Source organism: Thermococcus thermotolerans, assembly GCF_024707485.1.
Classification (GTDB): Archaea; Methanobacteriota_B; Thermococci; order Thermococcales; family Thermococcaceae; genus Thermococcus; species Thermococcus thermotolerans.
In genome coordinates this window covers 771,124-792,191 of sequence record NZ_CP102602.1, presented here as the reverse complement: position 1 = coordinate 792,191, position 21,068 = coordinate 771,124, and the positions used below count along the sequence as shown (strand labels likewise).

Sequence of the window (21,068 nt, the reverse complement as noted above, 5' to 3'; positions counted from 1 at the left end):
GGAAGGGTTTAAAATCATATTGACCTTGCACTTTTCTCAAGGCCGTAGAGGTAGAGCGAGACCGGAACGGTGTCTTCCCCAAGCTCGTCCTTCGATAGATAGAGCACAGGGAAGGAGTACCGCTTCTTCTTAACCTTTCCGTACTTAACCTCGATTCCGAAGAACTTTCCGCGCTCCTTTATCACGAGGTCACACTCCTTGTTCCTGTCGTAGTAGAACCCCGCGAGGGAGTGCTTTTCCCGGAGTATGGGCTCCTCAAGGTGCCATATGACGTGGGAAGCGACGGTGTTTTCGACGAGCCACTCCATGTTGGTCTCAACGAACTCAACAGGGTCATCTCCAAGGTAAACCGCCAGAGCCGTCGCTATGAGTGGACTCTGGAAGACTATCTTCTTCTCCTTTCTGTGGGCGTGCCTATTTCTGCTCACGTCCCAGGCCTCAAGGGTGTAAATCACTCTCGCGCTCTCAAGGGTCGCTAAGTACTCCCTGACAGTGGGGTGAGAAACTCCGATTTCCCCAGCCAGGGTTACGTAATCAACGCGGTTGCCTTTGAGCCTGAAAATCGTCTCTAAGAGCTCCCTCGCAATCTCTTCACTCTTTCCGGATTTGGCGATCTCGCCGAGGACCAGCCTTATTATCTCCTCGTAGCGCTCTTCTTTAATTTCTCCATGGTTTTTAAAGTCAGTCACTGCCTCCGGAAAGCCACCCGTCTGAAGATATGCATAGAAAAGTCCCTCAATTTCCTCGTACCAGGGTATAAGGTCATCAATTTCCGGTTCACGGTAGCTGAAAGATGCCCGAGGCAACTTGGGCTTCATAAAGCGTGCAAACTCCCTAAAGCTCAGCGGGTTGAAGTAATATTCGTTGCCTTCTATTCCTCTCCCTGGCAGGAGTTCACTTTCTCTCTTCAGCTCAACGGGATTCGAGCCTGTCGCCACCGTGGTTATCCCCTCTTCGCCGAGCTCCTTGAGGAGGAGTCTCCAGTCTCTAAGGTAGGTTATCTCGTCAAGGAAGACATAAAGACTGCCATGCCTAATCCTCAGCTCCTCTATGAAGGCCTTGACTTCGCCCTTCGTGAACCGGTCTGAGGGAATGTAAACTATTCTCCTCGACTCAACGCCGTTTTCTATTAGTCCACTGATGAGCATTTTGAGGTAGAAGCTCTTTCCTGCCCTCCTGATGCCCCTTATGAGTGTTACTGAGCCTCCCTTAACTTCAATCGTCTTTCGCGGGATGATCTCCTTGGCTCTGGATAGGTCGTAGTCTTCCTTTTCCCACTCTTCACCCTTCCACCAGGGGTTGTACCTGACGAGTTTGACTACCTTAACTGCCATGTGTGAAAGTGTGCTTTCATAACTTATAAGATTTATGAAACTCCACTTTCACAGACGTGCCGTTTTATGAAAGTGCACTTTCATAAATTGCACCATTTGTGAAAGCCAGCTTCCATAAAATTTGTTATGAAAGGGGCCTTTCACAAAGCCCCAGAAGGATAACGGCCAGAGAGATCCTTCAGCATTTCCTCGGCCCTTCCGAAATCGCCATTTTCCAGCGCTCGAATGACGAGGCAGTAAAGGCCTATCAGCTCAAGGTTCTCCATCGGGTTCTTCGAGAGCCTCTCGACCTCAAGCTCAAGGCTTCTGATGGCTTTCTGGATGGCATTTTCTGAGTAGTCCGCGAACTTCAATCCATTGAGAATGCCGAGGAGATTCTGTACCTTCGCCGGGACGTGTTCCCGGGTTTTCTGCTTCTCCGGTTTCTCCCTTCTCCCGGGATTGAGCCCCTCAGGGCCAATTCCCTTCTTTTTGAGGAATTCGTACCAGCGGTCGCCGTATGTTTTTTCCGGCTTTATAGTTTTGGGAAACATCTTTGCGAGCTCCATTATCTCTTCCTGGAAATGCTCAAGCGGATCGATGCCCAGGATTTCTGCCGCTTCTCTTGCAAGCAAGTGTGGCTGTTTATACAGTCGTGCCTGTGCATCTGCGAGAGCGTTGTAGTCCCATACTGGCCTATCTTCCATTAGTTTCTTCATTTTCTTTGCAGCACGTATTATTAGTTTTGCAGCTTTCTGTATTTTTTCCTTCTCATTTTTTGTCAGTACTCGCTCCTGAAACTCTATTTCGTCTATCATTTTTTGTGCAAGTTCCTTTTCAAGAGCGTCTGCTGCAGAGTCGAAAGGCTGCAATATTATGACTGGTTTTTTATCGTATTGCTCCAAGCGCTTGGGTTCGCTGTCTGACAGATATACGAATTCCTCGCCGTTTTTCTTGCCGAAAGTGTCTACAATGTACTCGAGTATTTTTTCTGTCTTATCACCTGGATCTGTTTTCTTTGAATGGGCTTCGAAGATCTGGTGCACCCCACCGATGAGCGTTTCGTATGCTGCACTGTCTGCATGGTGCTCTGATATAATGGCGAATTCTTTGTGGTTGAGTATGGGTGTGTGTGTTTGTTGGAGGGTATTCTCCGCCAAGTATTGAAGAGATCACAGTGTTTGTGTCACCGTATACGTGGTAGTAATCTACTGGCACCTCTTTCTCTCGCAGTAACCCCTTTTCTTTTATTTTTCCTTTCTTTTTGGGCAACGTTTTAGGGATGACCATCGCTACTCGCCTCCAACCAATTAAGCTTAAATCCTCAAATAAGCCTTTCGAAGTCCTCCAAATCCCACACAAGCCAGCCCTCAGCTCTTAGCTTTTCCTTCCCCTCAACGCTCTTTGCCACAAGACCGCAGCTTTTCTCCCAATCATCGAGACCGACGAGCTTACTCTTTCTCTTCAGGTCTTTGAGAATCCCCCTCGCCTCCCTCTCGCTCAGGTCTTTCCACTTAACCTCGACGAAGAGCACCTTTCTCTCCTTCTCGTTCAAAGCCACGAGGTCAATCTCTTCCCCTTTATGCCACCACCTTCCAACTTTTGTGAACCTGAACGGTAACCTTCCAGCCCTGTTAAGCTCAACCAAGAACTGCCTCACTATCTCCTCGAAAACGAAGCCAATGTATTCGTTAAACCTGAACTTGATGTCCTCCACAACATCGAATCCCATCTCGATCTCGCTTTTCCTCGGGTAGACAAAGCGGAACCAGAAGTTGAAGAGCCTGTCGGTTATTTTGTAGATGCTCCTTCCCCTTCCCACGATGGGCTTCTCCTCTCCGACGTATCCCATCTCCTCAAGAACGTTGAGGTACTTGCCGAGCGAGTTGACATCGACCTTGGCCTTGTCGGCTATCTGGCCGAAGCGGTTGTATCCAAGTGCTATCGCCCTCAGTATGGAGAAGTACCGCGAGACATCCCTTAGCTCCTGCTTAAGCAGATATTTGGGTTCGTCGTAGTATTTTGCGCCCTTAGACAGCAGGAGATTGCGAAGGTTGTCCCAGAAGTCAAGCTCTGGATTGTAATCCACCCAGTACTGTGGGACTCCCCCAAAGACGGAGTAAACGTGGAGTGCCTCCGCGGTGCTCAGCGGGTAGAATTTTCTTACATTGAAGAAATCCATTTCCTCAACTTTCCACGCCCCGGTTCTCCTTCCGTAGATGGGGGATTTAGCTGAAAGAATACCCTCCATGAATGAAACCAGCGAGCCGCAGAGGATCAGCATTATCTTTGTCTCTGAGAGATGAGTATCCCAGTACTTTTGAAGGACGCTGAGAAAGTCTCTTTGGGCTTTCGCTATATACTGGACTTCATCTATTACTACGACGAGCCTTTCAGAGCTTTTTCCCGCGAGATAAGTGAAGAACGCCCTCCAGTTCTGGAGCGGGTTCTCCCTCAGGAGAGGGTCGTTGAAGTATTCGGCGAGCCTTTCGGAGAAGTCCTCAAGAATTGTCTCGCTCTCCTCGGCGAGCAGATAGACCCCATCAACCTCGGAAAGGAACTTCTGAAGAAGATACGTCTTGCCTATCCTCCTCCGACCGTATAGGATTATCAGTTCGGGCCTTTCGGAACGGTATCTGCTCCTCAGGAACTCAAGCTCCCTTTCACGGTCAATAAACTTACTCACGAGTATCATACTTTAGAGTAAGTTTCTTTGTTTATAAGCATTTCTTTGCTGAACTTCAAAACCAGAAAAATAGAAGAGAATCAGACCTTAATCCCGCCCATGATGAGGGCCATCACCGCCTTCTGGGCGTGGAGCCTGTTCTCGGCCTCGTCGAAGACGACGCTGTTCGGGGAGTCAACGACATCGTCCGTAACTTCTTCTCCCCTGTGGGCCGGGAGGCAGTGCATGAAGATGTAGTCCGGCTTGGCGTGCTTGACGAGGTCCCTGTTGACCTGGAAGGGCTGGAATATCTTCCTCCTCTCCTCGGCTTCAGCTTCCTGCCCCATACTGGCCCAGACGTCGGTGTAAATAACATCTGCGTCCCTGACGGCCTTGACCGGGTCGTGGAGGAGCTCGAAGGAACCACCGCTCTCGGCCGCGTTCTGCTCCGCCCACTTGATGACCTTCTTGTCCGGCTCGTAGCCCTCCGGAGTTGCAACGACAACGTTCGCTCCAAGCTTGGTTCCGGCTATCATGAGCGAGTGGGCAACGTTATTTCCATCGCCGACGTAGACTATCTTGAGGCCAGCAATCCTGCCCTTCTTCTCAAGTATGGTCTGGTAGTCAGCTAAAGCCTGGCACGGGTGGGAGAAGTCGCTGAGACCGTTGATAACCGGAACGTCGGCGTACTTGGCGAGGTCCTCAACGTCCTTGTGGTCGAAGACGCGGGCCATTATTCCGTCAACATAGCGGCTGAGAACGCGGGCGGTGTCGGCTATGGTCTCTCCCCTCCTCAGCTGAAGGTCGTTCGCGTTGAGGTAGAGGCCGTAGCCGCCGAGCTGGTAGATGCCGACCTCAAAGCTTATCCTTGTTCTCGTTGAGGGCTTCTGGAATATCATGGCGAGCGTCTTTCCCTCAAGGACGCGGTGCGGCTTTCCTATCTTGTTCCATATCTTCATCATCTCGGCGGTTTTGAGAATAGTTTCAATCTCCTCCCTCGTGAAGTCCTGGAGGCAGAGAACATCCCTTCCTGCGAGGCTAACCACCATGTGCATCACCGTCTAAAGCTGGGGAGCGGATTTAATAATCCTTTCGTCGGAGAATGGGCGTCGCCACTGAAATCTTTTGAACATCGATACATGTGGACTTTCCAAACGTAATGGGCACGGGGGCATATATCCATCCATCAGTGCAGTTCGGATGGAAATGTGTCGGTGATTTTATTGGCATGAGTGTGAATGTTTTTATAGGATAAGTGCGTCTATTAAAAGTGAGGTGATGGCAATGGGGGACCTTAAGTCTGCAAAAACTATGGGCGGTATCGGCGCAATACTCACCCTGATACCGGGTGTTGCCATTGTGGGATTCGTCCTGAAAATCCTGGCAGTCAAAAACATTTCAGAGGTGACAAAACGGGAAGAGATTTTCACTAAATACCTGTGGGCGGCCATACTTGCCATACTGGCCAGTATTGTCGCGATGTGGAGCTTCTGGGGAAGCATGTTTAGGGGCGGAGCATACGGCTACTCGATGATGAGCTTTGGAATGGCCACCACCGGTGTCATCTTGGCGGCGGTTCTTATGATAGTCGGTGTCTGGTTCATGAAGCAGAGCTACGACATGATTTCCGAGGAGACAGGGGTCGGCCTGTTCCACACAACGGCACTGCTGTACCTCGTCGGAGCAATTCTCATGATTGTAATGATAGGGATGCTGCTGATACTCATTGCCGCAATACTTGAGATAGTGGCCTTCTTCTCCCTGCCTGACGAGCTTTCCAAGCCAGTCGAAGAGCCGGCACCTATTTAACCTCCTGCCCCCCTTTTTGATATTTTCTCTGGGCGAATCCTATTGTGGCAACACTGCCATCACGCGATAAACCTAATAAACTCAATCCTCTTCTATCCCTGGTGGCGCGCATGGGGGATGGAATCAAGGTTACCCTTGTCAATTATACAAAAAAGCCTCTGGAAACTGTCACATGGGCGGCTCTCATAAGCTATTGGGATGAATGGGAGACGGAAGCTTTCGAGCGGATCAGCGATAGGGACGTCGAGATGCACCTTCCCAAGGTTCTCGGCTACGGCCACGAATCAATACTGGAACATGCAGTTCTGACCTTTGCGGTTGAGGGATGTTCTCGTGTCTGTTCGCATCAACTCGTCCGCCACAGGATAGCCAGCTACACCCAGCAGAGCCAGAGATATATAAAACTGAACCCCGATGACGTTGAGGAGACCTTCGTGATTCCGGAGGATGTAAAGAACCGCCCGAAACTCTATGAGAAATGGAAGCGCCTCATGAAGGAGGCGATAGAACTCTATGAAGAAAGTCACAATGCAGGGGTTCATCAGGAGGATGCGCGCTTTATACTGCCCCAGGCGGTAAGGACAAAGCTTGTCGTCACGATGAACCTCCGTGAGCTCAAGCATTTCTTCGGCCTTCGCGCCTGCGAGAGGGCCCAGTGGGAGATCCGCGAGGTCGCCTGGAAGATGCTGGAGGAGATCGCAAAGAACGATGACCTCAGGCCCGTCATAAAGTGGGCCAAGCTCGGGCCCAGGTGCGTTCAGCTCGGCTACTGCCCCGAGGGCGAGCTCATGCCGCCGGGCTGCTGGAAGAGGACGAAGGAGAAATGGAAGGCCCTGGCAGGTTCCAAACCAACGGTTTAAGAAACTTTTTTACATAGCTTTTCTTCACAAATTCTCGGTGGGTAATCATGAAAATCAGGAGCTATGAGGTAGAACTGCCCCATTCATGGGAGAGCCTTCAGGTAATTCTCAGCGAACCGGAAAAGACCCTTCCGTTCTTCCCGTACTTCGAGAGCTTACACGACGATACGGTTAGATTCAAAGTCCCCCGGTTCATCTTTGACTTTGGTTATGAGTTTAAACTGGCCTTGGGCTTCAGAAAGAACGGTGCGGTCTACACCTTTACAGGGGAGAAGGGTGTGCTTACGGTAACCTTTGAGATGCAGGGGAACAGGCTTAAAGTGACAGCAAGCTGGTCTGGATTTGGCGAACTACTAATGGGCAAGCCTCTTCAAATCTTCGCCAGGGGGATAGCGGAAGCGATAAGGGACTTCTGCAGTGCTCAGGCGACCTGTCCGGTGCTGGAGCTGGAATCCGACGAGGGGGTGGTTCACCACATAACTCCCGAAAGCGCTCCTGCACTCATCAAGAGGATAGTCTGGGAGCTCAGAGGGGAGGACTTCGTCCTCGAAGGTGTGTCCGAGAAGGGCGTCAGGCTCTCCGCAACCGTCAGGGGAGGGAGGCTAGTTAGACTCACTGTGAGGGACCCGCTTAACAAAGAGACTGTGGTCGAGGCCGACCTCCCGGTGCTGGAGATAGGCCCGGACCTCTTTGAAGGCCTTCCCCTGGATGACACGTTTAGGATAAAGGTCAGGAGGATTTAGAAGTCTCCCCCACTATTTCATCTATCGCGGCCTTGAGTTCCTCGTAGGCCTCCTCAAGCGACTCCGGGATTACCTTGGTGTCCGCTATTACCGGCATGAAGTTGGTATCACCGTTCCACCTCGGCACTATGTGGAGGTGCACGTGGTCGTCTATCCCTGCCCCGGCGACCCTGCCGAGGTTCACACCCATGTTGAAGCCGTGGGGGTTCATGGTCTTCTTCAGGGCCTTTATCATGAGCTGGGAGAGCTTCATAATCTCAAGGAGTTCCTCGTCGGTGAGGTCTTCCCATTTCCCGACGTGCCGGTAGGGGGCTATCATGACGTGGCCCGGGTTGTAGGGGTAGTTGTTCATGATGACAAAAGCGTGCTTCCCGCGGTAGAGGATGAGCCTCTCCCTATCGCGGTTCTCCTTCGGGAAGTCGCAGAATATGCAGCCGTCGTGCTTTGGTGAGCGTATGTACTCGATGCGCCACGGTGCCCACATTATTTTCATTCCCTCACCTCCAGTGGGAGAAAGGGGGAGGGGTTAAAAGCTTTTTTGAAACTCCGGGTGATGAAGCGTTTCAAATCCGGCCAACAAAGCTTTTAACTCCAAGCCGCTACTCACTCCAGGTGATAGGCATGAAGCAGAGAAAGGGACTTCTCATAATCCTCGACGGCCTCGGTGACAGGCCCATAAAAGAACTCGGCGGAAAAACCCCGCTTGAGTACGCGGACACACCCAACATGGACGGTCTTGCAAAGTTCGGAATCCTCGGCCAGCAGGATCCGATAAAGCCCGGACAGCCGGCTGGCAGCGATACAGCCCACCTCAGCATCTTCGGCTACGACCCCTATAAGGTCTACCGCGGAAGGGGCTTCCTTGAGGCCCTCGGCGTTGGCCTAGACCTCAATGAGGACGACTTGGCCTTCCGCGTCAACTTCGCGACCATCGAAAACGGCATCATAACCGACAGGCGCGCCGGAAGGATAAGCACCGAAGAGGCCCACGAGCTGGCAAAGGCCATCCAGGAAAACGTCAAGCTGCCCGTTGACTTCATCTTCGTCGGTGCAACCGGCCACAGGGCCGTTCTCGTTCTCAGGGGCATGGCGACTGGCTATAAAGTCGGAGAGAACGACCCGCACGAGGCTGGAAAGCCGCCCCACGAGTTCACCTGGGAGGACGAGGAGAGCAGGCGCGTTGCAGAAATCCTTGAGGAGTTCGTGAAGCAGGCCCACGAGGTTCTTGAGAAGCACCCTGTTAACGAGAGGAGGAAGAGAGAGGGCAAGCCCGTAGCCAACTACCTCCTTGTGAGGGGCGCCGGCACCTACCCGGACATACCGATGAAGTTCACCGAGCAGTGGAAGGTGAAGGCGGCGGCCGTCGTTGCAGTTTCCCTTGTCAAGGGCGTCGCAAGGGCAATAGGCTTTGACATATACACCCCCGATGGAGCCACCGGCGAGTACAACACGGACGAGATGGCGAAGGCGAAGAAGGTCGTCGAACTCCTCAAGGACTATGACTTCGTGTTCCTTCACTTCAAGCCGACTGACGCTGCCGGCCATGACAACAATCCGAGGCTCAAGGCCGAGATGATAGAGAAGGCCGACAGGATGATAGGCTACATAGTCAATAACATCAACCTGGAGGACGTTGTTATAGCCATAACCGGCGACCACAGCACGCCCTGTGAGGTCATGAACCACAGCGGCGACCCCGTTCCGGTTCTTATCTCTGGAGGCGGTGTCAGGGCGGACTACACCGAGAGCTTCGGCGAGCGCGAGTGCATGCGCGGAGGCCTCGGCAGGATAAAGGGTCACGACATCGTTCACATAATGATGGATCTCATGAACAGGAGCGAGAAGTTCGGGGCCTAGCCCCCATAATCTTTTCTTGTATGGAATTAACCCGGCGCTAAATTCACCTCCGTTTGGCCTGCTATCTTAGCGTTCAGACGCAAACTTTAATTAGTTCGAAATCCAATTCCATCAGGTGTGCCCAATGAGACGGGACGTGAAGAAAATAGGCGGGGACAGAGTTACCGCCGTAGGGATGGGGACGTGGGGCATAGGTGGAAAAGAAGGCCCCGACTACTCGCGCGACAGGGAGAGCGTTGAGGCCCTAAAGTACGGCCTTGAGCTCGGGATAAACCTAATAGACACGGCCGAGTTCTACAGTGCCGGCCACAGTGAGGAGCTCGTGAGAGAGGCCATCAGAGGCTTCGAGCGCGAAGAACTCTTCATCGTCAGCAAGGTGTGGCCCACGCACTTCGGGTATGAGAGCGCAAAGAAGGCCGCACGGGCGAGTGCAAGGAGGCTCGGCACGTACATAGACCTGTACCTGCTCCACTGGCCGGTTGACGACTTTGGGAGAATAGAGGAGACGCTTCACGCACTTGAGGAACTGGTTGATGAGGGGTTAATCCGCTACATCGGTGTGAGCAACTTTGACCTTGAGCTCCTCAAACGCTCCCAAGAGGCAATGAGAAAGTACGAGATAGTGGCCAATCAGGTGAAGTACTCACTCAGAGACAGGTGGCCTGAAACGAGCGGCCTTCTCGACTACATGAAGCGCGAGGGAATAGCTCTTATGGCATACACCCCTCTCGAAAAGGGCTCCCTCGCGAGGAACCCCTGTCTGACCGAGATTGGAAAACCCTACGGCAAAACCGCAGCCCAGGTGGCTTTGAACTACCTCATCTGGGAGGAGAACGTCGTGACAATACCCAAGGCCGGGAAGAAGGAGCACATTGAGGAGAACGCCGGGGCCATGGGCTGGAGGCTTTCAATGGAGGATAGGGAAAGGGCAAGGGGGTGCGTCTGATGTTTGCCTACCACAACAAGCTCGCAAGGGTGAACCTGACAACGGGAAAGGTAACCTACGAGGAACTGCCGGATGAGATAATAAGAAAGTTCATCGGCGGGAAGGGCCTGGGCTACTACCTGATTTACAGGGAAGTGCCGCCCGGAACCGACCCGCTCAGCCCGGCCAACAAGTTCATCTTTGCTCCTGGTGGACTGACCGGCCTAGTGCCGGGCTCAAGCAAGGTCATAGCGGTGAGCAAGAGCCCGGAGACCGGGCTTATAAGCGATTCCAGCGGTGGAGACGCCTTCGGCCCGAAGCTGAAGGGGCACTTCGATGCACTGATAATCGAGGGAAAAGCAGAGGAGCCGGTTTACCTCCACGTCCACGATGGAAAAGTAGAGATTAGAGACGCGAGCCACCTCTGGGGGAAGGGCAACTATGAGGTTGCCAGAAGGCTCTGGAAGGAACACCCGAAGGCGAGCATGGCCCTGATAGGCCCCGCAGGCGAGAGACTCAGCAGGATCGCCAACGTCATTTACGACACCGAGAGGGCCAGCGGAAGGGGCGGTCTCGGGGCGGTTCTTGGCAGCAAGAGGGTGAAGGCGGTAGTCGTTGAGCCGGGCGAAAAGCCAAATGTGGCCAGCCCGGAGGAGTTCCAGAAACTCTGGATGGAGTTCTACAACGAGTTTGCAACAAACCCGAAATACGAGCACACGAGGAACTACGGAACGACCGATGCACTAAGGAGCGCCGCCTCGCTCGGCATGAGCCCTGCCTACAACTTCTCAAGGCCATACATCCCTGACGAGCTGGCGAGCAAATTAGCTGGAGACGAGGTCAAGAAGTATGAAGTCGAGCCGGAATGGTTCGTCCACGGCAAGAGCTGTCCGATTAAGTGCGCCCGCTACGTCGAGGTTGAATACAAAGGCAGGAAAATACGCGTCAAGCCGGAGTACGAGAGCATAGCGATGCTCGGAGCAGCTACCGGAGTCTTCAACTTCCCGGCGGTGGCTTACTTCAACTGGCTCGTGAACGACCTCGGACTGGACAGCATAGCGGCGGGGGCCACTATAGGCTGGCTTTTCGAGATGGTCGAGAATGGCCTAGTCACCGAGGAGGAGATAGGCTTCCCTGTGAAGGGCTTCGGAGATGAGGAGGCTGAAGAGAAGCTCCTAAAGCTCATGGCCGAGAGGAAGGGCTTTGGGGCAATCTTGGCGGACGGTGTGAAGCGGGCCTGTGAAAGGCTCGGTAGGGGTTGTGAGTCCGCGGTTCATGTAAAGGGCATGGAGAGTCCCGCCTGGGACCCGCGCGGAAGGAGAACCTACGCTTTGAGCTACGCCACTGCTGACGTCGGAGCGAGCCATCTGAGGGGCTGGCCGAGACCTCACCAGTTACCGAACCAGGGACCGGCAAAGGAGCTCGTGCCTTCGATGATAGAGGGCAGGGACGAGAGCTACATCACGGACATGCTCGGAACCTGCAAGTTCGTGCCCTACAAGATGGAGAACCTCGCGAGGTTCTACTCGCTCGCGACCGGCGAGGAGTGGACCGTTGAAAGGCTCAGGAAGGTCGCGCAGGCTGTGGAGAGCATAGCGCGCATACACGACGCTCTCGACTGGGTTACGCCTCCTCTCGACGATACAATTCCACCGCGCTGGTGGGAGCAGGAGCCAGAGGGACCAGCGGAAGGTAACGCGGCTTTCATAGACTACAACGACTTTCTCGAAGCTCGTAGGGAGTTCTACAGGCTGAGGGGCTGGCACGAGGAACTCGGCGTTCCGCTACCGGAGACGATGGAGGGGCTTGGCTATCCGGAGTTCAAGGACGATGCTGAGAGGGCATTGGAGATTGTGAGAAAGAGGATGGGGCTTTGACGCCCCTCACTTTTCCGTTGTGTTCCACACCCTCTCGCATTCTGATATTACCTCCTGGACGATGCTGTCCCCTACTGGCTCGAATATACTTATACAATATAGAGGCCTGCTAAGTAAACAGACGCATGCATTATTCTTTGGTGATGTAACTCAGCGCACATTTTGTTTCAGTACAGTTAAGTACTAAAACAGTGCTAGTACGATGTTGAATAATGATACCTATCCACCAGACATCGTATGTGTTAATCGTAATTTTGAGTGTCTCATTACCTATAAAATTTGGAGGTACCTTTACTATCAAGTCATCTCTTACAGCTTCGATTCGAAATGATTCTGATGAACTTGATGAGAACTTGACTATAATCCCCCTGCTTACAAAGCCCTTTTTCGAGATGGCGAAGTGGCATATGAGATACAGTCCGTTTACCGACTCTTTGGTTGAATTCCAACAATTTAGAGATCCTTCATAGGCCATCCCTTTTACGGGCAATTTGAGTGCCCCGTGCAATTCGGCATCCTTACCACCTGATATCAGGGACGACTGTGGAACAACCATATTAAAAAGAATAACATAAAGGAGATAAACTGCAAGGAGTTCTTTGAAATTAGTGCGTGCCCAATCTTTGATATTCATCACGTGTCACCCCATACCATGTCATGGCCTCTGGAGTGCTATCCATACTATTGGAACATTCGGATATCCCGAACCGAAATAACCCCCACAAAACTCAAATTTGGTGTACAATGAATGAAACTTTCCATATTTAGGAGCTACAGCATAGCCGACTGAGGTAAATCCTTCCATTCCGTCTTCAAGATATGCATAGTTGCTTCCTCGTTTTCTGCTCCCGTAGATTGCCACAACAGCCCTACCAACAACGTTACCATTGTGATCGTAGATGTCGAAATGCCTTTTTATTGGATATCTGGCGGGGGATGGTGTGTAATAGTAATATCTCACAGGAGTTATCTTGTTAACATGGGCTCTTTGAATGGATACTTCAAACTTACCAATATTGAGTGTCTCGTGTTGGGATATGTTGAATGGGCCGAATGTTAGAGAAATGCCCTGCCGGGTTATGGTCGAGGATCTAAATTTTGAGTATACTTCACCATATGACAGGGTAAATCTAATGTTATTGCTTTGGCCTATGATTGCTGGGGAAATTGTGCCGGCGAGATGAGCTTGATTAGCATTCATTGTGCCAAAATCTCTGAGGACTGGAGAATGAACATTCCACAATACCCTTAAACTAGTTGCTTCTTTGGAACTAACGACAAGAATAGTCTTTAGTTTATCTCTCTCCACAAATATTATTTCCGAAACGAGCATTTTTCCTAGATGATATTTCCTGATAATTTTTATGACTTCCCGATCTCTCTTGATATTAATGTTTGCAGATTCTCGAGTCAGCTTGAAAACTGTTCCATTCTCTAGTATCAATGTGAACTCTTGATTTAGTCTCGTATATTTAAAAAATGAAATTTTCGTTGAAGTGTTTAACATGGAATCATTATTTAGAGATACTGAGAACCCTTCATTATCTAGCATTGGAGGGGATATTGCGCTTGCGGCTTCTGCACTCACTCCAGCCATCAGCAGTCCCAAAAGGATTGCCAACATAGCCATCCATCTCAAGTCGTTCACCTCCTGAGAGTTTTTCATGATCTCATTACTGTTGGCACATATAAACTTTTCCTTTTACTATTAGTACAATGTCTTTCTTTTTTTCCAAGTATAAATTTATTCAGAGTTGGGTTTTACGGTTGATATGGGCCAAAAGAAAGAAGAGTAATCGAGTAGGCTAGTGAATACATCAGAACAAAAAGCGAAAAGTCACCCCTTCAAAAACGCCTCCACCAGGTTCCTCGTCTCGTTGAAGGCCTCAAGGGGGATTCCCTTAGGCAATCCACCTATTTCTCCATTCACATCCTTGAGGACTCCCTCTCCGGCACCGAGGAACATGCCCTCACTGACTATTCCCCTGAAGTTAGCCGGCGGGAGCAGGGCAACTGCCACGCGGTTTCCTTCCTTAACGCTTAAATCGTTAGTAACAACTGTTATCGCCCTGTCGCCGATGTTCACGTTGGTGACGAGAAGTCTGTCGGCGTTCGGGTGCTTGCCGACGCTCATGACCTCACCGACCTTGATGTCAACGGCTATGACCGGGTCGTTTATCTTGCCGAGGGCGAGGCGTTTGTCGAGGCCGAGTATCGTGTTCAGGAAGAAGCGGACTTTGGCTACCTGCTCCTCGACCTTCTCGCGCTCGCTCTTATCCGCCAGGCTGATGAACTTGTGGTGCCAGTCCTCTCCTCCAAGGGCCTCGATTATACTACTGGCCTTCTCCTTCAAAGCTTTCATCTGCGGTGTCTCAATCAGCTCCTTTGGTTCTACGTAGCTGTACCTCATCGCCTGAAGCTCCGGAATCATCTCCTTCGCCAGCTGAATCGCTCCCTTCTTGTTCCACTTCCCCTTGAACTTCGCGTGCTCCACCGTCTTCAGGAACAGCTCCACCGCCTTCTCCGCAACCAGTAAGCGGTAATCCTTGCTCGTGTCCCACATAACTCTCACCCTCCAGTGCCTCTAAAATGCGGTTCTTAACGCTTTCGTCCCTTATTCCCTCGGCTATCGAACGGGCTCTGGCTTTATCGCCCCAGCGGGCATACGCCAGAGCCACCTCCCCAAGGAGCTCCGACGCTATCTTATCGTCCCTGATAACGCCGGCAAGGATAAGCGGCTCCTCCAGGAAGCCTATGCGAAGGAAGCGCCTCGCTATTCCATCCAGCTCCCTGTCCGTCGGCTTGAACTTACCCACAAAGATGATCTCAAGGGCGTCATCGAAGACCCTCCTGCCGAGCCTCGGCTGCTCATGGAGGTAGAGCCAGTAGGCCAGCTCAAGCATGGTTATGGCCCTCCCCTCCAGCGGGAGGAAGCGCATCATTGAGATAGCGAGCTCTACCTCCCCCCTCTCAAGGAGCTCCTCTACTGCCATTTTACTCCTCTTGAGAACGTCTCTGATGAGCTCCACTTTATCTTCGATGTATTTTGCCTGGAGTTTGAAGAATATCGAGGCGTAAACATCCCGGGCCAGGCCGTAGAACTCAAGGGCTATCTCGTTGGGTATCTCGTCAGCGCTCTTCTCGATCAATCTGGCGACCTTTATCAGCGACGACGTTGCCGCCGATGACAGCCCTCGCGAGGCCTGAAGCAGCTCCACAGACTCCCTGAACAGCTCTAATCCATCCTTATAGCGGTCTGAGAGAACGAGGTTCCTTGCTATTCCCGCTAAAACTTCACCCCTTACCCTTGGAGAGTCTATATTACTCGCAATTTCCATGGCGTTTTCAAAGTACGCCTCCGCGTCCCTGTCCCTGTCGAGTACGTAGAGGGCCCTGCCGAGGATTGAATACGCCAGAGCCTTCTCCGGCGTTCCGCTTATGGATTCGAGCGTCTCCAGCATGTGACTTAAAACCTCGTCCCTCGGGAAGGCCGTCAGCACCTCTGTGAGGGCCACCATCCGTCGTATCCCGTCCCCTATTGCCAGCGCGTTCCTCAGAGCGTTCTTGTAATCCCCCTTTGAAAGGTAAAGCTCCACGGCCTCCACGAGAACCACCAACCGCTAGGAATAGGGGACGAAAGTAAAAAAGACTATCGCTAACCCTTGACCTTTTTGTCCCAGTTTTCGAGCATCGTGTCGAGCGCTAAAAGGCTGTTGAGCCTGAGGCGGACCTTCCGGCTCTCCCAGTCTATAGAGCCCTTGAACTCTCTGAGGAGCTCAAAGACCTTTTCGGCTTCTTTTCTCGGTAGATTCTTGCCGTAGAACTCCTCACCGCAGTGGGGACACTTGAAGACAAAGCCTTCAAAGGTTTCCATGAACCTTTCTCGCTCCCGGAAAATCTCCTCCGCGTTCTCAAGGACGAGCATCTGCCCGATTAACTCCGCCCAGTCGAGGGGCTTTCCGCAGAGCGGGCACTTTGCCATATCAATCAACCTCCCTCAAAAACCTCTCAATCTCCTTCAGGATGAGCTTTATAGCCTCGTCAAGGTTCCTCTTCCCGTTGGCCCCGGCCGCTCCAGCGTGGCCGCCGCCCGAGCCGTCTATAACCGGCCCGACCTTCTCCATGATTTTGCCGAGGTGCAGGCCCTTCTTCACGAGGTTCTCCTTTGCCCTCGCGGAAATTCTCACTCCCTTCTTCTCGCTTCCGACTATGGCTATGTCAGCCCCGAGGTTCAGGAACGTCTTGCAGGCGAGGGACTCGTAGGCTGAAACCCTTGAGACGGCTATTAGGTACTTCCTGAACTTCCTTATCTCCATTCTCTGGCAGGCCTTGAGGATGGCCATGCGCTTTGCCTGGTCTATGTTCTCGTCGCTGACAGGGGCCACGAGCTGGAATATCTCGCCCATCTGAACTGGAAAGCGCTCCAGCATCTCGCTCACTGCCTTGAAGGTCTTCGCGTTCGCAAAGCGGAAGTTTGCCGTGTCGGTGACTATTCCGGCCAGGAGTGCCTTAACGGCCTTCTTGTCATAGAAGTCTAGGTATTTAAACAGCTCCCAGACTATCTCGGCCGTGGAGGTTCGTGATGAATCGACGACGGCTATATGGGCCCGGATGGGCTTTTCCTTCTCGGCATGGTGGTCGATGACGATAACGGTCTTACCGCGCGGAATTTCGATGGGTTCGAGCTGTTCGAGGGATGAAGTGTCGAAGATTACAACGACCTCTTCCGCAACTACGGGGTCCTTTTCGAGCGGAACGGGTGAGAATGTGAGCAGTCTCTTCGCGTAGGAGGAGACGCTCTCGGCAACGCCTATTCTCACCTTCTCAACGCCGATTGATTTCAGGTAGAGGGCAAAGGCTATCGCCGAGCCGAGGGAATCGGGGTCTGCGTTGTGGTGGCAGAGGAGGATGAAAGACCTATCCCGTGAGCGTTCAAGAAAGCGCTTAAGCCTTATTTTGCCCCTCATCCGCGATCTCCCTCAGCTTCCTCTCGACGGCCGCGTAGGCCTTCTCAACGGCATCGTCAATAAGCCCTTCAACGTCAACCTTTACAAAAACCGGAACCTCAAGGTAAACCTCAACCTCAAGGTCGAGGGTCTCGTTCCGGTTTATCCTCATCGTCACTTCGATGTCCTTGACGTCGCTCCTGTTGAGGACATCGAAGACGTGCTTGATTATCGTCTCCTGAGCGACCTCTCCGACCTCTATGAGCTGCTCTTCGCTCAGCTCCGGCAGACCAATGTTGATAACCTTCCTCCCGCTGGCTTCCTCGCCCATCGCTACCACCCAAATGAAAGAGAAGAGGTCAGCCCGCTGTGGGCCTGAGCGCACTCTGTATCTTCGCGGTGAGCTCCTTAAGCTTCTCGTTGAGCTTCTTCTCTTGCCTCTCAAGGGCGTTCAGGCGGACCTCAAGGGTTTCGACCTTCTCCTTCAGCTCCTCGATGGCCTTGGCCTTGTCCGTCTTGACGATGAGCGTTCCGACGGTCTTGTATATGACCGTTCCATCATCGACCTTCTCAAGCTCCTCCAAGGCCTTCTTGGCCTCTGTGAGCTCAAGCTGAACCTTCTGCTTCTGCTGGATGACGAGCTGGAGCTGTCCCTGATAGTTCTCAAGCTGGCCGAGCATGGCCTGAACCTGAGGCGGAATGTTCTGCATAACCAACACCTCCGTAATCGTAATGCCGGGTTAGAATAAGGGATGGGCTTTAAATAGTTTAGGCTAAACCTCAAGCGAGTCCATAGCGACCTTGATCCAGCGGAGGTAGGAATTGAGCGTCCCCCTTAAAGCTGAGTTGTCCCGGGCAAGGAAGCGGATTATCACCCTGTTCCCCTCGCGGAGGAACTCTATCCTGCTCCTCCGATATGGTACGCTCTCGTGCTCGTACAGAACGCTCTCGTAAACTATTCTCGCGGTCTCCTCATCGGGAAAGGAGAGCTCGATCACCCCTTCGATTGGCCAGGTTTTTTCTTCAGCCACGCCGCCTCTTTGTAGTCCCATCTCCGCCCGTCCTCCATTATCCAGATCTTGACGCTTATGAGCGGGCCAACGGCCTTCTCCTTACTAACATCAAGGCGGTAGAAGTTCACCGCCATTCCGCGCGGGTGCCTCTCGATGACGCTCAGCACGTCGGTGTTGTACCTGTCTGCTATTCCGAGGAGCGAGCGCTCCCTTCTCGGAACGAACTTCCCGCCGGTCAGCTCGGCGAAAACCTGGGCGAACGCAACGTGGTCGAGGCCGACGCGCTTGGCGGTAGTTACCACGAGCGGCATCTCCTCGCGTATGGGCCTTATATCCCTGAAACCAATCTCGCGCTGGAGCTTTATGCCGTGGAGGTACAGATAGCCGAGGTAGCCCCAGTCGTTGGGGTCGACCTTGATGAAGGTCATCTTGAGTGGGTTCCCCTTCCAGACGTTGACTATCAAAAGTCGCTCGTAGTTCCTGTCGTAAGCCTCCATGAGTAAATCCTGTATCGTTTTCTTTCCCCGGGTCAGGTAGAGCGAGTTGGGGAACACCTTCTCCAGGTCGTGGCCGAAGCTCCTCGTCCTCCTCGTGGGTCTGTGGGAAGTCGTTATCAGCATCATAGCCCTCACTCAAAATTCGTTTAATCGATAAAAGGCTTTCGAAACGAAAGAATCAGATCGCCTTTACGCGCCTGGCCACCCTGGGCCTGGGCTTGTAGAGTATCTTGCTGCCGCAGTAGGGGCAGCGGACTTCCCTGGTGTTTTCGAGGTCGAGCTCGACCTCCTTTCCACACTTTGCGCAGCGGTAAACGGCCATCACCATGGTTATCACCCTAAACTAAGCAAAGGAAAGGGGTCAGGCCTTGGAGGCCGTGACACGCTTGGCGACCTTTCCGGCCGGAGTGGTCGGCAGGTAGGCACCGCCGGCGAAAGTTGCTCCGCACTTCTGGCACTGCCATATGCCGGTGCTTATCCTCCTGACAGCCTTCCTTCCGCAGACCGGGCAGACGTGCTTCTGCTTCATCTTGGCCTCAACAGCCGCGACCCTTCTCCTGATCTTGAGACCGTACCTGGGACCGTACCTTCCAGCTGAACCAACCTTAGTAGTCCTTCCCATGAGCATCACCCCTAATTATCAACGGTTTTCACGACTGGAGAGTGTTTCCGGAGACGTTTTATAAACCTTTGCCTGGAAACTTTGCGGAGCAAAGTCCCATCAAAGTTCGCGGTTCTTAAACCCGCCGGTTGATGGAGGATTCCCTTATAAAATTTATCTGAGCGTTGAAACTTTGCCGGGCAAAGTTTCATCAAAGTGTGTGATTGAAGCTTTTGGGAAAAGCTTCACCAAAATTTCTTTAAGTTTTTTCTGTTGAACTGGCAGAGGATAATGCGTGCGCTTTTACAAGGGTCCACTTCCATTCTGGCGTCCAACGGACGTCTTTCTTGAGAGTGGATCCCTGTTAACTCGTAATTGTAAAACAAACCAACAACAAAAATTACCTGCATTAAAGTGCACAGACTAATAAACCCGCCTCAGGAACAGTCAGAAGTATTTGATAAAACTTTTCACTAGAAAAGTTTGTAAGGGGGCCATTGGAGATGTCGGCCCCCTGGGGGTCCCGACATCATCGCAACCCGATACTCGTCGGGCAGGAGGAAATGCGATAATAGTGATAAAAAGGTTACTGAACAATAGAGCGCAGTCTTTTACTCTGCTTTCTTTTTGTTCATTCTAAAGAGTAAAACTTAATTATAAAAAATTTATACTTAAAAAAATAAAAAGAGCTTGCTTATACTAAAAGGAAAAATCTATAAAGACAAGTTGTTTAAGTGATAATGCGGAAACTTATAAGGGGTGAGCAACTTGCGATGGAAGCCGCTGCTAGCAGTCCTGATAGGGCTGCTTATGGTTGGAGTGACGGCTAGAATTGGAATTGCTGGGGATTCCTACCTCCAGCAGAGGGATACGCCAAAGGAAACCACCTCATCGGGTATTATACATGCTATTTCTCAGGAACAGGCTGAGAAGTTGCTCAAGGAAGGACAGCTTATTTTAGTGGACTCTTATGGTCTTGAAATACTTAAAGATGCGAAACTTCTTCCATATATCATTAGATTCGGCAATGACACGGTATATGCCGTCAAGATTCTCCCCAGAGGAAGGTTTTTTATATATGCTGCTCCGGAAGAATATGTCGCAAAGGACATAAAAAAGTTCAAAGAAGAGGCACTAGCGGAGTTCAGGAAGACGTATTTTGTTGAATATACGGTTCCGATAGAAATTCCCGTTGACTATTCTTGGAGGGCAATGGCAAATGGAAAGGTTATCTCAAATTTTTCAGCAGAATCCGTTTCCACTTCAACGGATGCATATCTTGAGAGCAAGATAACTTGGACATCGGGTGATGGGTGGTATCCACATGGTAGGTTACAGTTAGTCTACCTGGTTTACAAGTTGGCAGACATGAATCCTGACTACGACTGGCGTGTCGTTGACATGCAGACGTATGTTTATGCCGGCCGTTATCTTTGGGGTTCAAAGCGGAACTCAAACAAGGTTCAAAAAATACAGCCTAACTCAGCGGGCATACTACCCATACTCAATTGGGAATTTGAGAAGATTACAATCCAAGTCGACACAAGACCTGATGGGAATAGTGTCTTTTCGCTAGATTCATTTAAACCATCATACAATGTTGATTATTATAACGAAGAACATTCTCAGGCACTTCAGTATACCTTGGGTAATGGGGGAGCAAGTGTCACGATTACCAACATACTTAAAGCCGTCAAAATCACCGTTGATAATACCGGGGAGAATTGGGTTCGCTGGACTTACAAATTTAACAGAGATCTCGGAGTTGGGGATGAGTGGGTCAGTGTAGAGCCAGGATACATGTTTTCGCTGAGGATTCCAAACAAACACGTCGAGGCTAGTCAGAAATTTACAATAACCGTCAATTGGGTCAATAACATACCTTTGTCTCCAGACATCCATGCATCAAATACCTTAGTCTATTATTGGGACTGGAGCATAAATTAGCGTCTCTTGGATTCA

The 21,068-nt window shown here is 51.6% G+C and carries 23 protein-coding genes; 7 read left to right on the top strand and 16 right to left on the bottom strand.

What is annotated here, in order from left to right:
• Nucleotides 1–14 precede the first annotated feature (14 nt).
• The 4 genes from NUS69_RS04610 to argF form a co-directional block, all read right to left on the bottom strand.
• Complete coding sequence (locus NUS69_RS04610; RefSeq protein ID WP_258084626.1) at nt 15–1,334, bottom strand: ATP-binding protein; 1,320 nt, start codon at nt 1,332–1,334, stop codon at nt 15–17.
• Nucleotides 1,335–1,474: 140 nt separating this feature from the next.
• Nucleotides 1,475–2,473 carry a hypothetical protein gene (locus NUS69_RS04605; RefSeq protein WP_258084625.1) on the bottom strand — a complete coding sequence of 333 codons (999 nt, stop codon included), beginning with the start codon at nt 2,471–2,473 and terminating at the stop codon, nt 1,475–1,477.
• A 164-nt stretch (nt 2,474–2,637) separates the two neighbouring features.
• Nucleotides 2,638–4,008, bottom strand: coding sequence for an ATP-binding protein (locus NUS69_RS04600; RefSeq protein ID WP_258084624.1), 1,371 nt, complete (start codon nt 4,006–4,008; stop codon nt 2,638–2,640).
• Between the two features lie 71 nt (nt 4,009–4,079).
• Nucleotides 4,080–5,027 (bottom strand): ornithine carbamoyltransferase, encoded by a 948-nt coding sequence (gene argF, locus NUS69_RS04595; protein ID WP_258084951.1) that lies wholly within the window; start codon nt 5,025–5,027, stop codon nt 4,080–4,082.
• 235 nt (nt 5,028–5,262) lie between these two features.
• Here argF and NUS69_RS04590 point away from each other — a divergent pair, with 235 nt between their 5' ends.
• The 3 genes from NUS69_RS04590 (at nt 5,263) to NUS69_RS04580 (ending at nt 7,390) form a co-directional block, all read left to right on the top strand.
• The gene (locus tag NUS69_RS04590; RefSeq protein ID WP_258084950.1) at nt 5,263–5,787 is read left to right on the top strand and encodes a DUF996 domain-containing protein; all 525 of its coding nucleotides are present in this window, start codon (nt 5,263–5,265) and stop codon (nt 5,785–5,787) included.
• 110 nt (nt 5,788–5,897) lie between these two features.
• Nucleotides 5,898–6,647 (top strand): FAD-dependent thymidylate synthase, encoded by a 750-nt coding sequence (gene thyX / locus NUS69_RS04585; protein ID WP_258084949.1) that lies wholly within the window; start codon nt 5,898–5,900, stop codon nt 6,645–6,647.
• 47 nt (nt 6,648–6,694) lie between these two features.
• A complete protein-coding gene (locus NUS69_RS04580; RefSeq protein WP_258084623.1) occupies nt 6,695–7,390 on the top strand; it encodes a hypothetical protein in 696 nt (231 codons plus the stop codon).
• Here the strand turns inward: NUS69_RS04580 and NUS69_RS04575 are convergent.
• Nucleotides 7,377–7,883, bottom strand: coding sequence for an HIT family protein (locus tag NUS69_RS04575; protein WP_258084622.1), 507 nt, complete (start codon nt 7,881–7,883; stop codon nt 7,377–7,379). The two genes, NUS69_RS04580 and NUS69_RS04575, sit on opposite strands and share 14 nt — an antisense overlap.
• Before the next feature lie 128 nt (nt 7,884–8,011).
• On the opposite strand from NUS69_RS04575, the gene NUS69_RS04570 reads away from it, so the two are divergent.
• From NUS69_RS04570 to NUS69_RS04560, 3 genes are all read left to right on the top strand, one after another.
• Nucleotides 8,012–9,247, top strand: a complete 1,236-nt coding sequence (locus NUS69_RS04570) for a 2,3-bisphosphoglycerate-independent phosphoglycerate mutase (protein ID WP_258084948.1) — start codon at nt 8,012–8,014, stop codon at nt 9,245–9,247.
• 124 nt (nt 9,248–9,371) lie between these two features.
• Nucleotides 9,372–10,193, top strand: coding sequence for an aldo/keto reductase (locus NUS69_RS04565; protein WP_258084621.1), 822 nt, complete (start codon nt 9,372–9,374; stop codon nt 10,191–10,193).
• On the top strand, nt 10,193–12,049 hold the full coding sequence (locus NUS69_RS04560; protein ID WP_258084620.1) for an aldehyde ferredoxin oxidoreductase family protein: 1,857 nt from the start codon (nt 10,193–10,195) through the stop codon (nt 12,047–12,049). Before NUS69_RS04565 ends, NUS69_RS04560 begins: the two co-directional genes overlap by 1 nt.
• Nucleotides 12,050–12,179: 130 nt before the next feature.
• On the opposite strand, the gene NUS69_RS04555 is transcribed toward NUS69_RS04560, so the two are convergent.
• The 11 genes from NUS69_RS04555 to NUS69_RS04505 form a co-directional block, all read right to left on the bottom strand.
• Nucleotides 12,180–12,683: a hypothetical protein gene (locus tag NUS69_RS04555; RefSeq protein WP_258084619.1), complete on the bottom strand. Its 504-nt coding sequence runs from the start codon at nt 12,681–12,683 to the stop codon at nt 12,180–12,182.
• 21 nt (nt 12,684–12,704) lie between these two features.
• Nucleotides 12,705–13,715, bottom strand: coding sequence for a hypothetical protein (locus tag NUS69_RS04550; RefSeq protein ID WP_258084618.1), 1,011 nt, complete (start codon nt 13,713–13,715; stop codon nt 12,705–12,707).
• Nucleotides 13,716–13,886: 171 nt separating this feature from the next.
• A complete protein-coding gene (locus tag NUS69_RS04545) occupies nt 13,887–14,612 on the bottom strand; it encodes a tRNA-binding protein (RefSeq protein ID WP_258084617.1) in 726 nt (241 codons plus the stop codon).
• Between the two features lie 1,092 nt (nt 14,613–15,704).
• The gene (locus NUS69_RS04540; RefSeq protein ID WP_258084616.1) at nt 15,705–16,031 is read right to left on the bottom strand and encodes a hypothetical protein; all 327 of its coding nucleotides are present in this window, start codon (nt 16,029–16,031) and stop codon (nt 15,705–15,707) included.
• Between the two features lies 1 nt (nt 16,032).
• A complete protein-coding gene (locus NUS69_RS04535; protein WP_258084615.1) occupies nt 16,033–17,016 on the bottom strand; it encodes a DHH family phosphoesterase in 984 nt (327 codons plus the stop codon).
• On the bottom strand, nt 16,994–17,326 hold the full coding sequence (locus NUS69_RS04530) for a DUF3194 domain-containing protein (protein WP_258084614.1): 333 nt from the start codon (nt 17,324–17,326) through the stop codon (nt 16,994–16,996). Before NUS69_RS04530 ends, NUS69_RS04535 begins: the two co-directional genes overlap by 23 nt.
• Nucleotides 17,327–17,354: 28 nt before the next feature.
• Entirely contained in the window at nt 17,355–17,705 is a 351-nt protein-coding gene (locus NUS69_RS04525) for a prefoldin subunit beta (RefSeq protein ID WP_258084613.1), read from the bottom strand.
• A 63-nt stretch (nt 17,706–17,768) separates the two neighbouring features.
• Nucleotides 17,769–18,047, bottom strand: a complete 279-nt coding sequence (gene pcc1 / locus NUS69_RS04520) for a KEOPS complex subunit Pcc1 (RefSeq protein ID WP_258084612.1) — start codon at nt 18,045–18,047, stop codon at nt 17,769–17,771.
• Nucleotides 17,990–18,631 (bottom strand): ribosomal biogenesis protein, encoded by a 642-nt coding sequence (locus NUS69_RS04515; protein ID WP_258084947.1) that lies wholly within the window; start codon nt 18,629–18,631, stop codon nt 17,990–17,992. Before NUS69_RS04515 ends, pcc1 begins: the two co-directional genes overlap by 58 nt.
• Nucleotides 18,632–18,683: 52 nt before the next feature.
• On the bottom strand, nt 18,684–18,833 hold the full coding sequence (locus NUS69_RS04510) for a DNA-directed RNA polymerase subunit P (protein WP_012571411.1): 150 nt from the start codon (nt 18,831–18,833) through the stop codon (nt 18,684–18,686).
• A 33-nt stretch (nt 18,834–18,866) separates the two neighbouring features.
• Nucleotides 18,867–19,127 (bottom strand): 50S ribosomal protein L37ae, encoded by a 261-nt coding sequence (locus tag NUS69_RS04505; RefSeq protein WP_014012168.1) that lies wholly within the window; start codon nt 19,125–19,127, stop codon nt 18,867–18,869.
• 747 nt (nt 19,128–19,874) lie between these two features.
• On the opposite strand from NUS69_RS04505, the gene NUS69_RS04500 reads away from it, so the two are divergent.
• Nucleotides 19,875–21,053, top strand: a complete 1,179-nt coding sequence (locus tag NUS69_RS04500) for a hypothetical protein (RefSeq protein ID WP_258084611.1) — start codon at nt 19,875–19,877, stop codon at nt 21,051–21,053.
• The last annotated feature ends 15 nt before the right edge of the window (nt 21,054–21,068 follow it).

Coding starts and splice junctions, on each gene's coding strand:
- NUS69_RS04610 (WP_258084626.1), bottom strand. CDS start 1,334: ATGGCAGTTAAGGTAGTCAAACTCGTCAGGTACAACCCCTGGTGGAAG.
- NUS69_RS04600 (WP_258084624.1), bottom strand. CDS start 4,008: ATGATACTCGTGAGTAAGTTTATTGACCGTGAAAGGGAGCTTGAGTTC.
- argF (WP_258084951.1), bottom strand. CDS start 5,027: ATGGTGGTTAGCCTCGCAGGAAGGGATGTTCTCTGCCTCCAGGACTTC.
- NUS69_RS04590 (WP_258084950.1), top strand. CDS start 5,263: ATGGGGGACCTTAAGTCTGCAAAAACTATGGGCGGTATCGGCGCAATA.
- thyX (WP_258084949.1), top strand. CDS start 5,898: ATGGGGGATGGAATCAAGGTTACCCTTGTCAATTATACAAAAAAGCCT.
- NUS69_RS04580 (WP_258084623.1), top strand. CDS start 6,695: ATGAAAATCAGGAGCTATGAGGTAGAACTGCCCCATTCATGGGAGAGC.
- NUS69_RS04575 (WP_258084622.1), bottom strand. CDS start 7,883: ATGAAAATAATGTGGGCACCGTGGCGCATCGAGTACATACGCTCACCA.
- NUS69_RS04570 (WP_258084948.1), top strand. CDS start 8,012: ATGAAGCAGAGAAAGGGACTTCTCATAATCCTCGACGGCCTCGGTGAC.
- NUS69_RS04565 (WP_258084621.1), top strand. CDS start 9,372: ATGAGACGGGACGTGAAGAAAATAGGCGGGGACAGAGTTACCGCCGTA.
- NUS69_RS04560 (WP_258084620.1), top strand. CDS start 10,193: ATGTTTGCCTACCACAACAAGCTCGCAAGGGTGAACCTGACAACGGGA.
- NUS69_RS04555 (WP_258084619.1), bottom strand. CDS start 12,683: ATGAATATCAAAGATTGGGCACGCACTAATTTCAAAGAACTCCTTGCA.
- NUS69_RS04550 (WP_258084618.1), bottom strand. CDS start 13,715: ATGAAAAACTCTCAGGAGGTGAACGACTTGAGATGGATGGCTATGTTG.
- NUS69_RS04545 (WP_258084617.1), bottom strand. CDS start 14,612: ATGTGGGACACGAGCAAGGATTACCGCTTACTGGTTGCGGAGAAGGCG.
- NUS69_RS04540 (WP_258084616.1), bottom strand. CDS start 16,031: ATGGCAAAGTGCCCGCTCTGCGGAAAGCCCCTCGACTGGGCGGAGTTA.
- NUS69_RS04535 (WP_258084615.1), bottom strand. CDS start 17,016: ATGAGGGGCAAAATAAGGCTTAAGCGCTTTCTTGAACGCTCACGGGAT.
- NUS69_RS04530 (WP_258084614.1), bottom strand. CDS start 17,326: ATGGGCGAGGAAGCCAGCGGGAGGAAGGTTATCAACATTGGTCTGCCG.
- NUS69_RS04525 (WP_258084613.1), bottom strand. CDS start 17,705: ATGCAGAACATTCCGCCTCAGGTTCAGGCCATGCTCGGCCAGCTTGAG.
- pcc1 (WP_258084612.1), bottom strand. CDS start 18,047: ATGGGACTACAAAGAGGCGGCGTGGCTGAAGAAAAAACCTGGCCAATC.
- NUS69_RS04515 (WP_258084947.1), bottom strand. CDS start 18,631: ATGATGCTGATAACGACTTCCCACAGACCCACGAGGAGGACGAGGAGC.
- NUS69_RS04510 (WP_012571411.1), bottom strand. CDS start 18,833: ATGGTGATGGCCGTTTACCGCTGCGCAAAGTGTGGAAAGGAGGTCGAG.
- NUS69_RS04505 (WP_014012168.1), bottom strand. CDS start 19,127: ATGGGAAGGACTACTAAGGTTGGTTCAGCTGGAAGGTACGGTCCCAGG.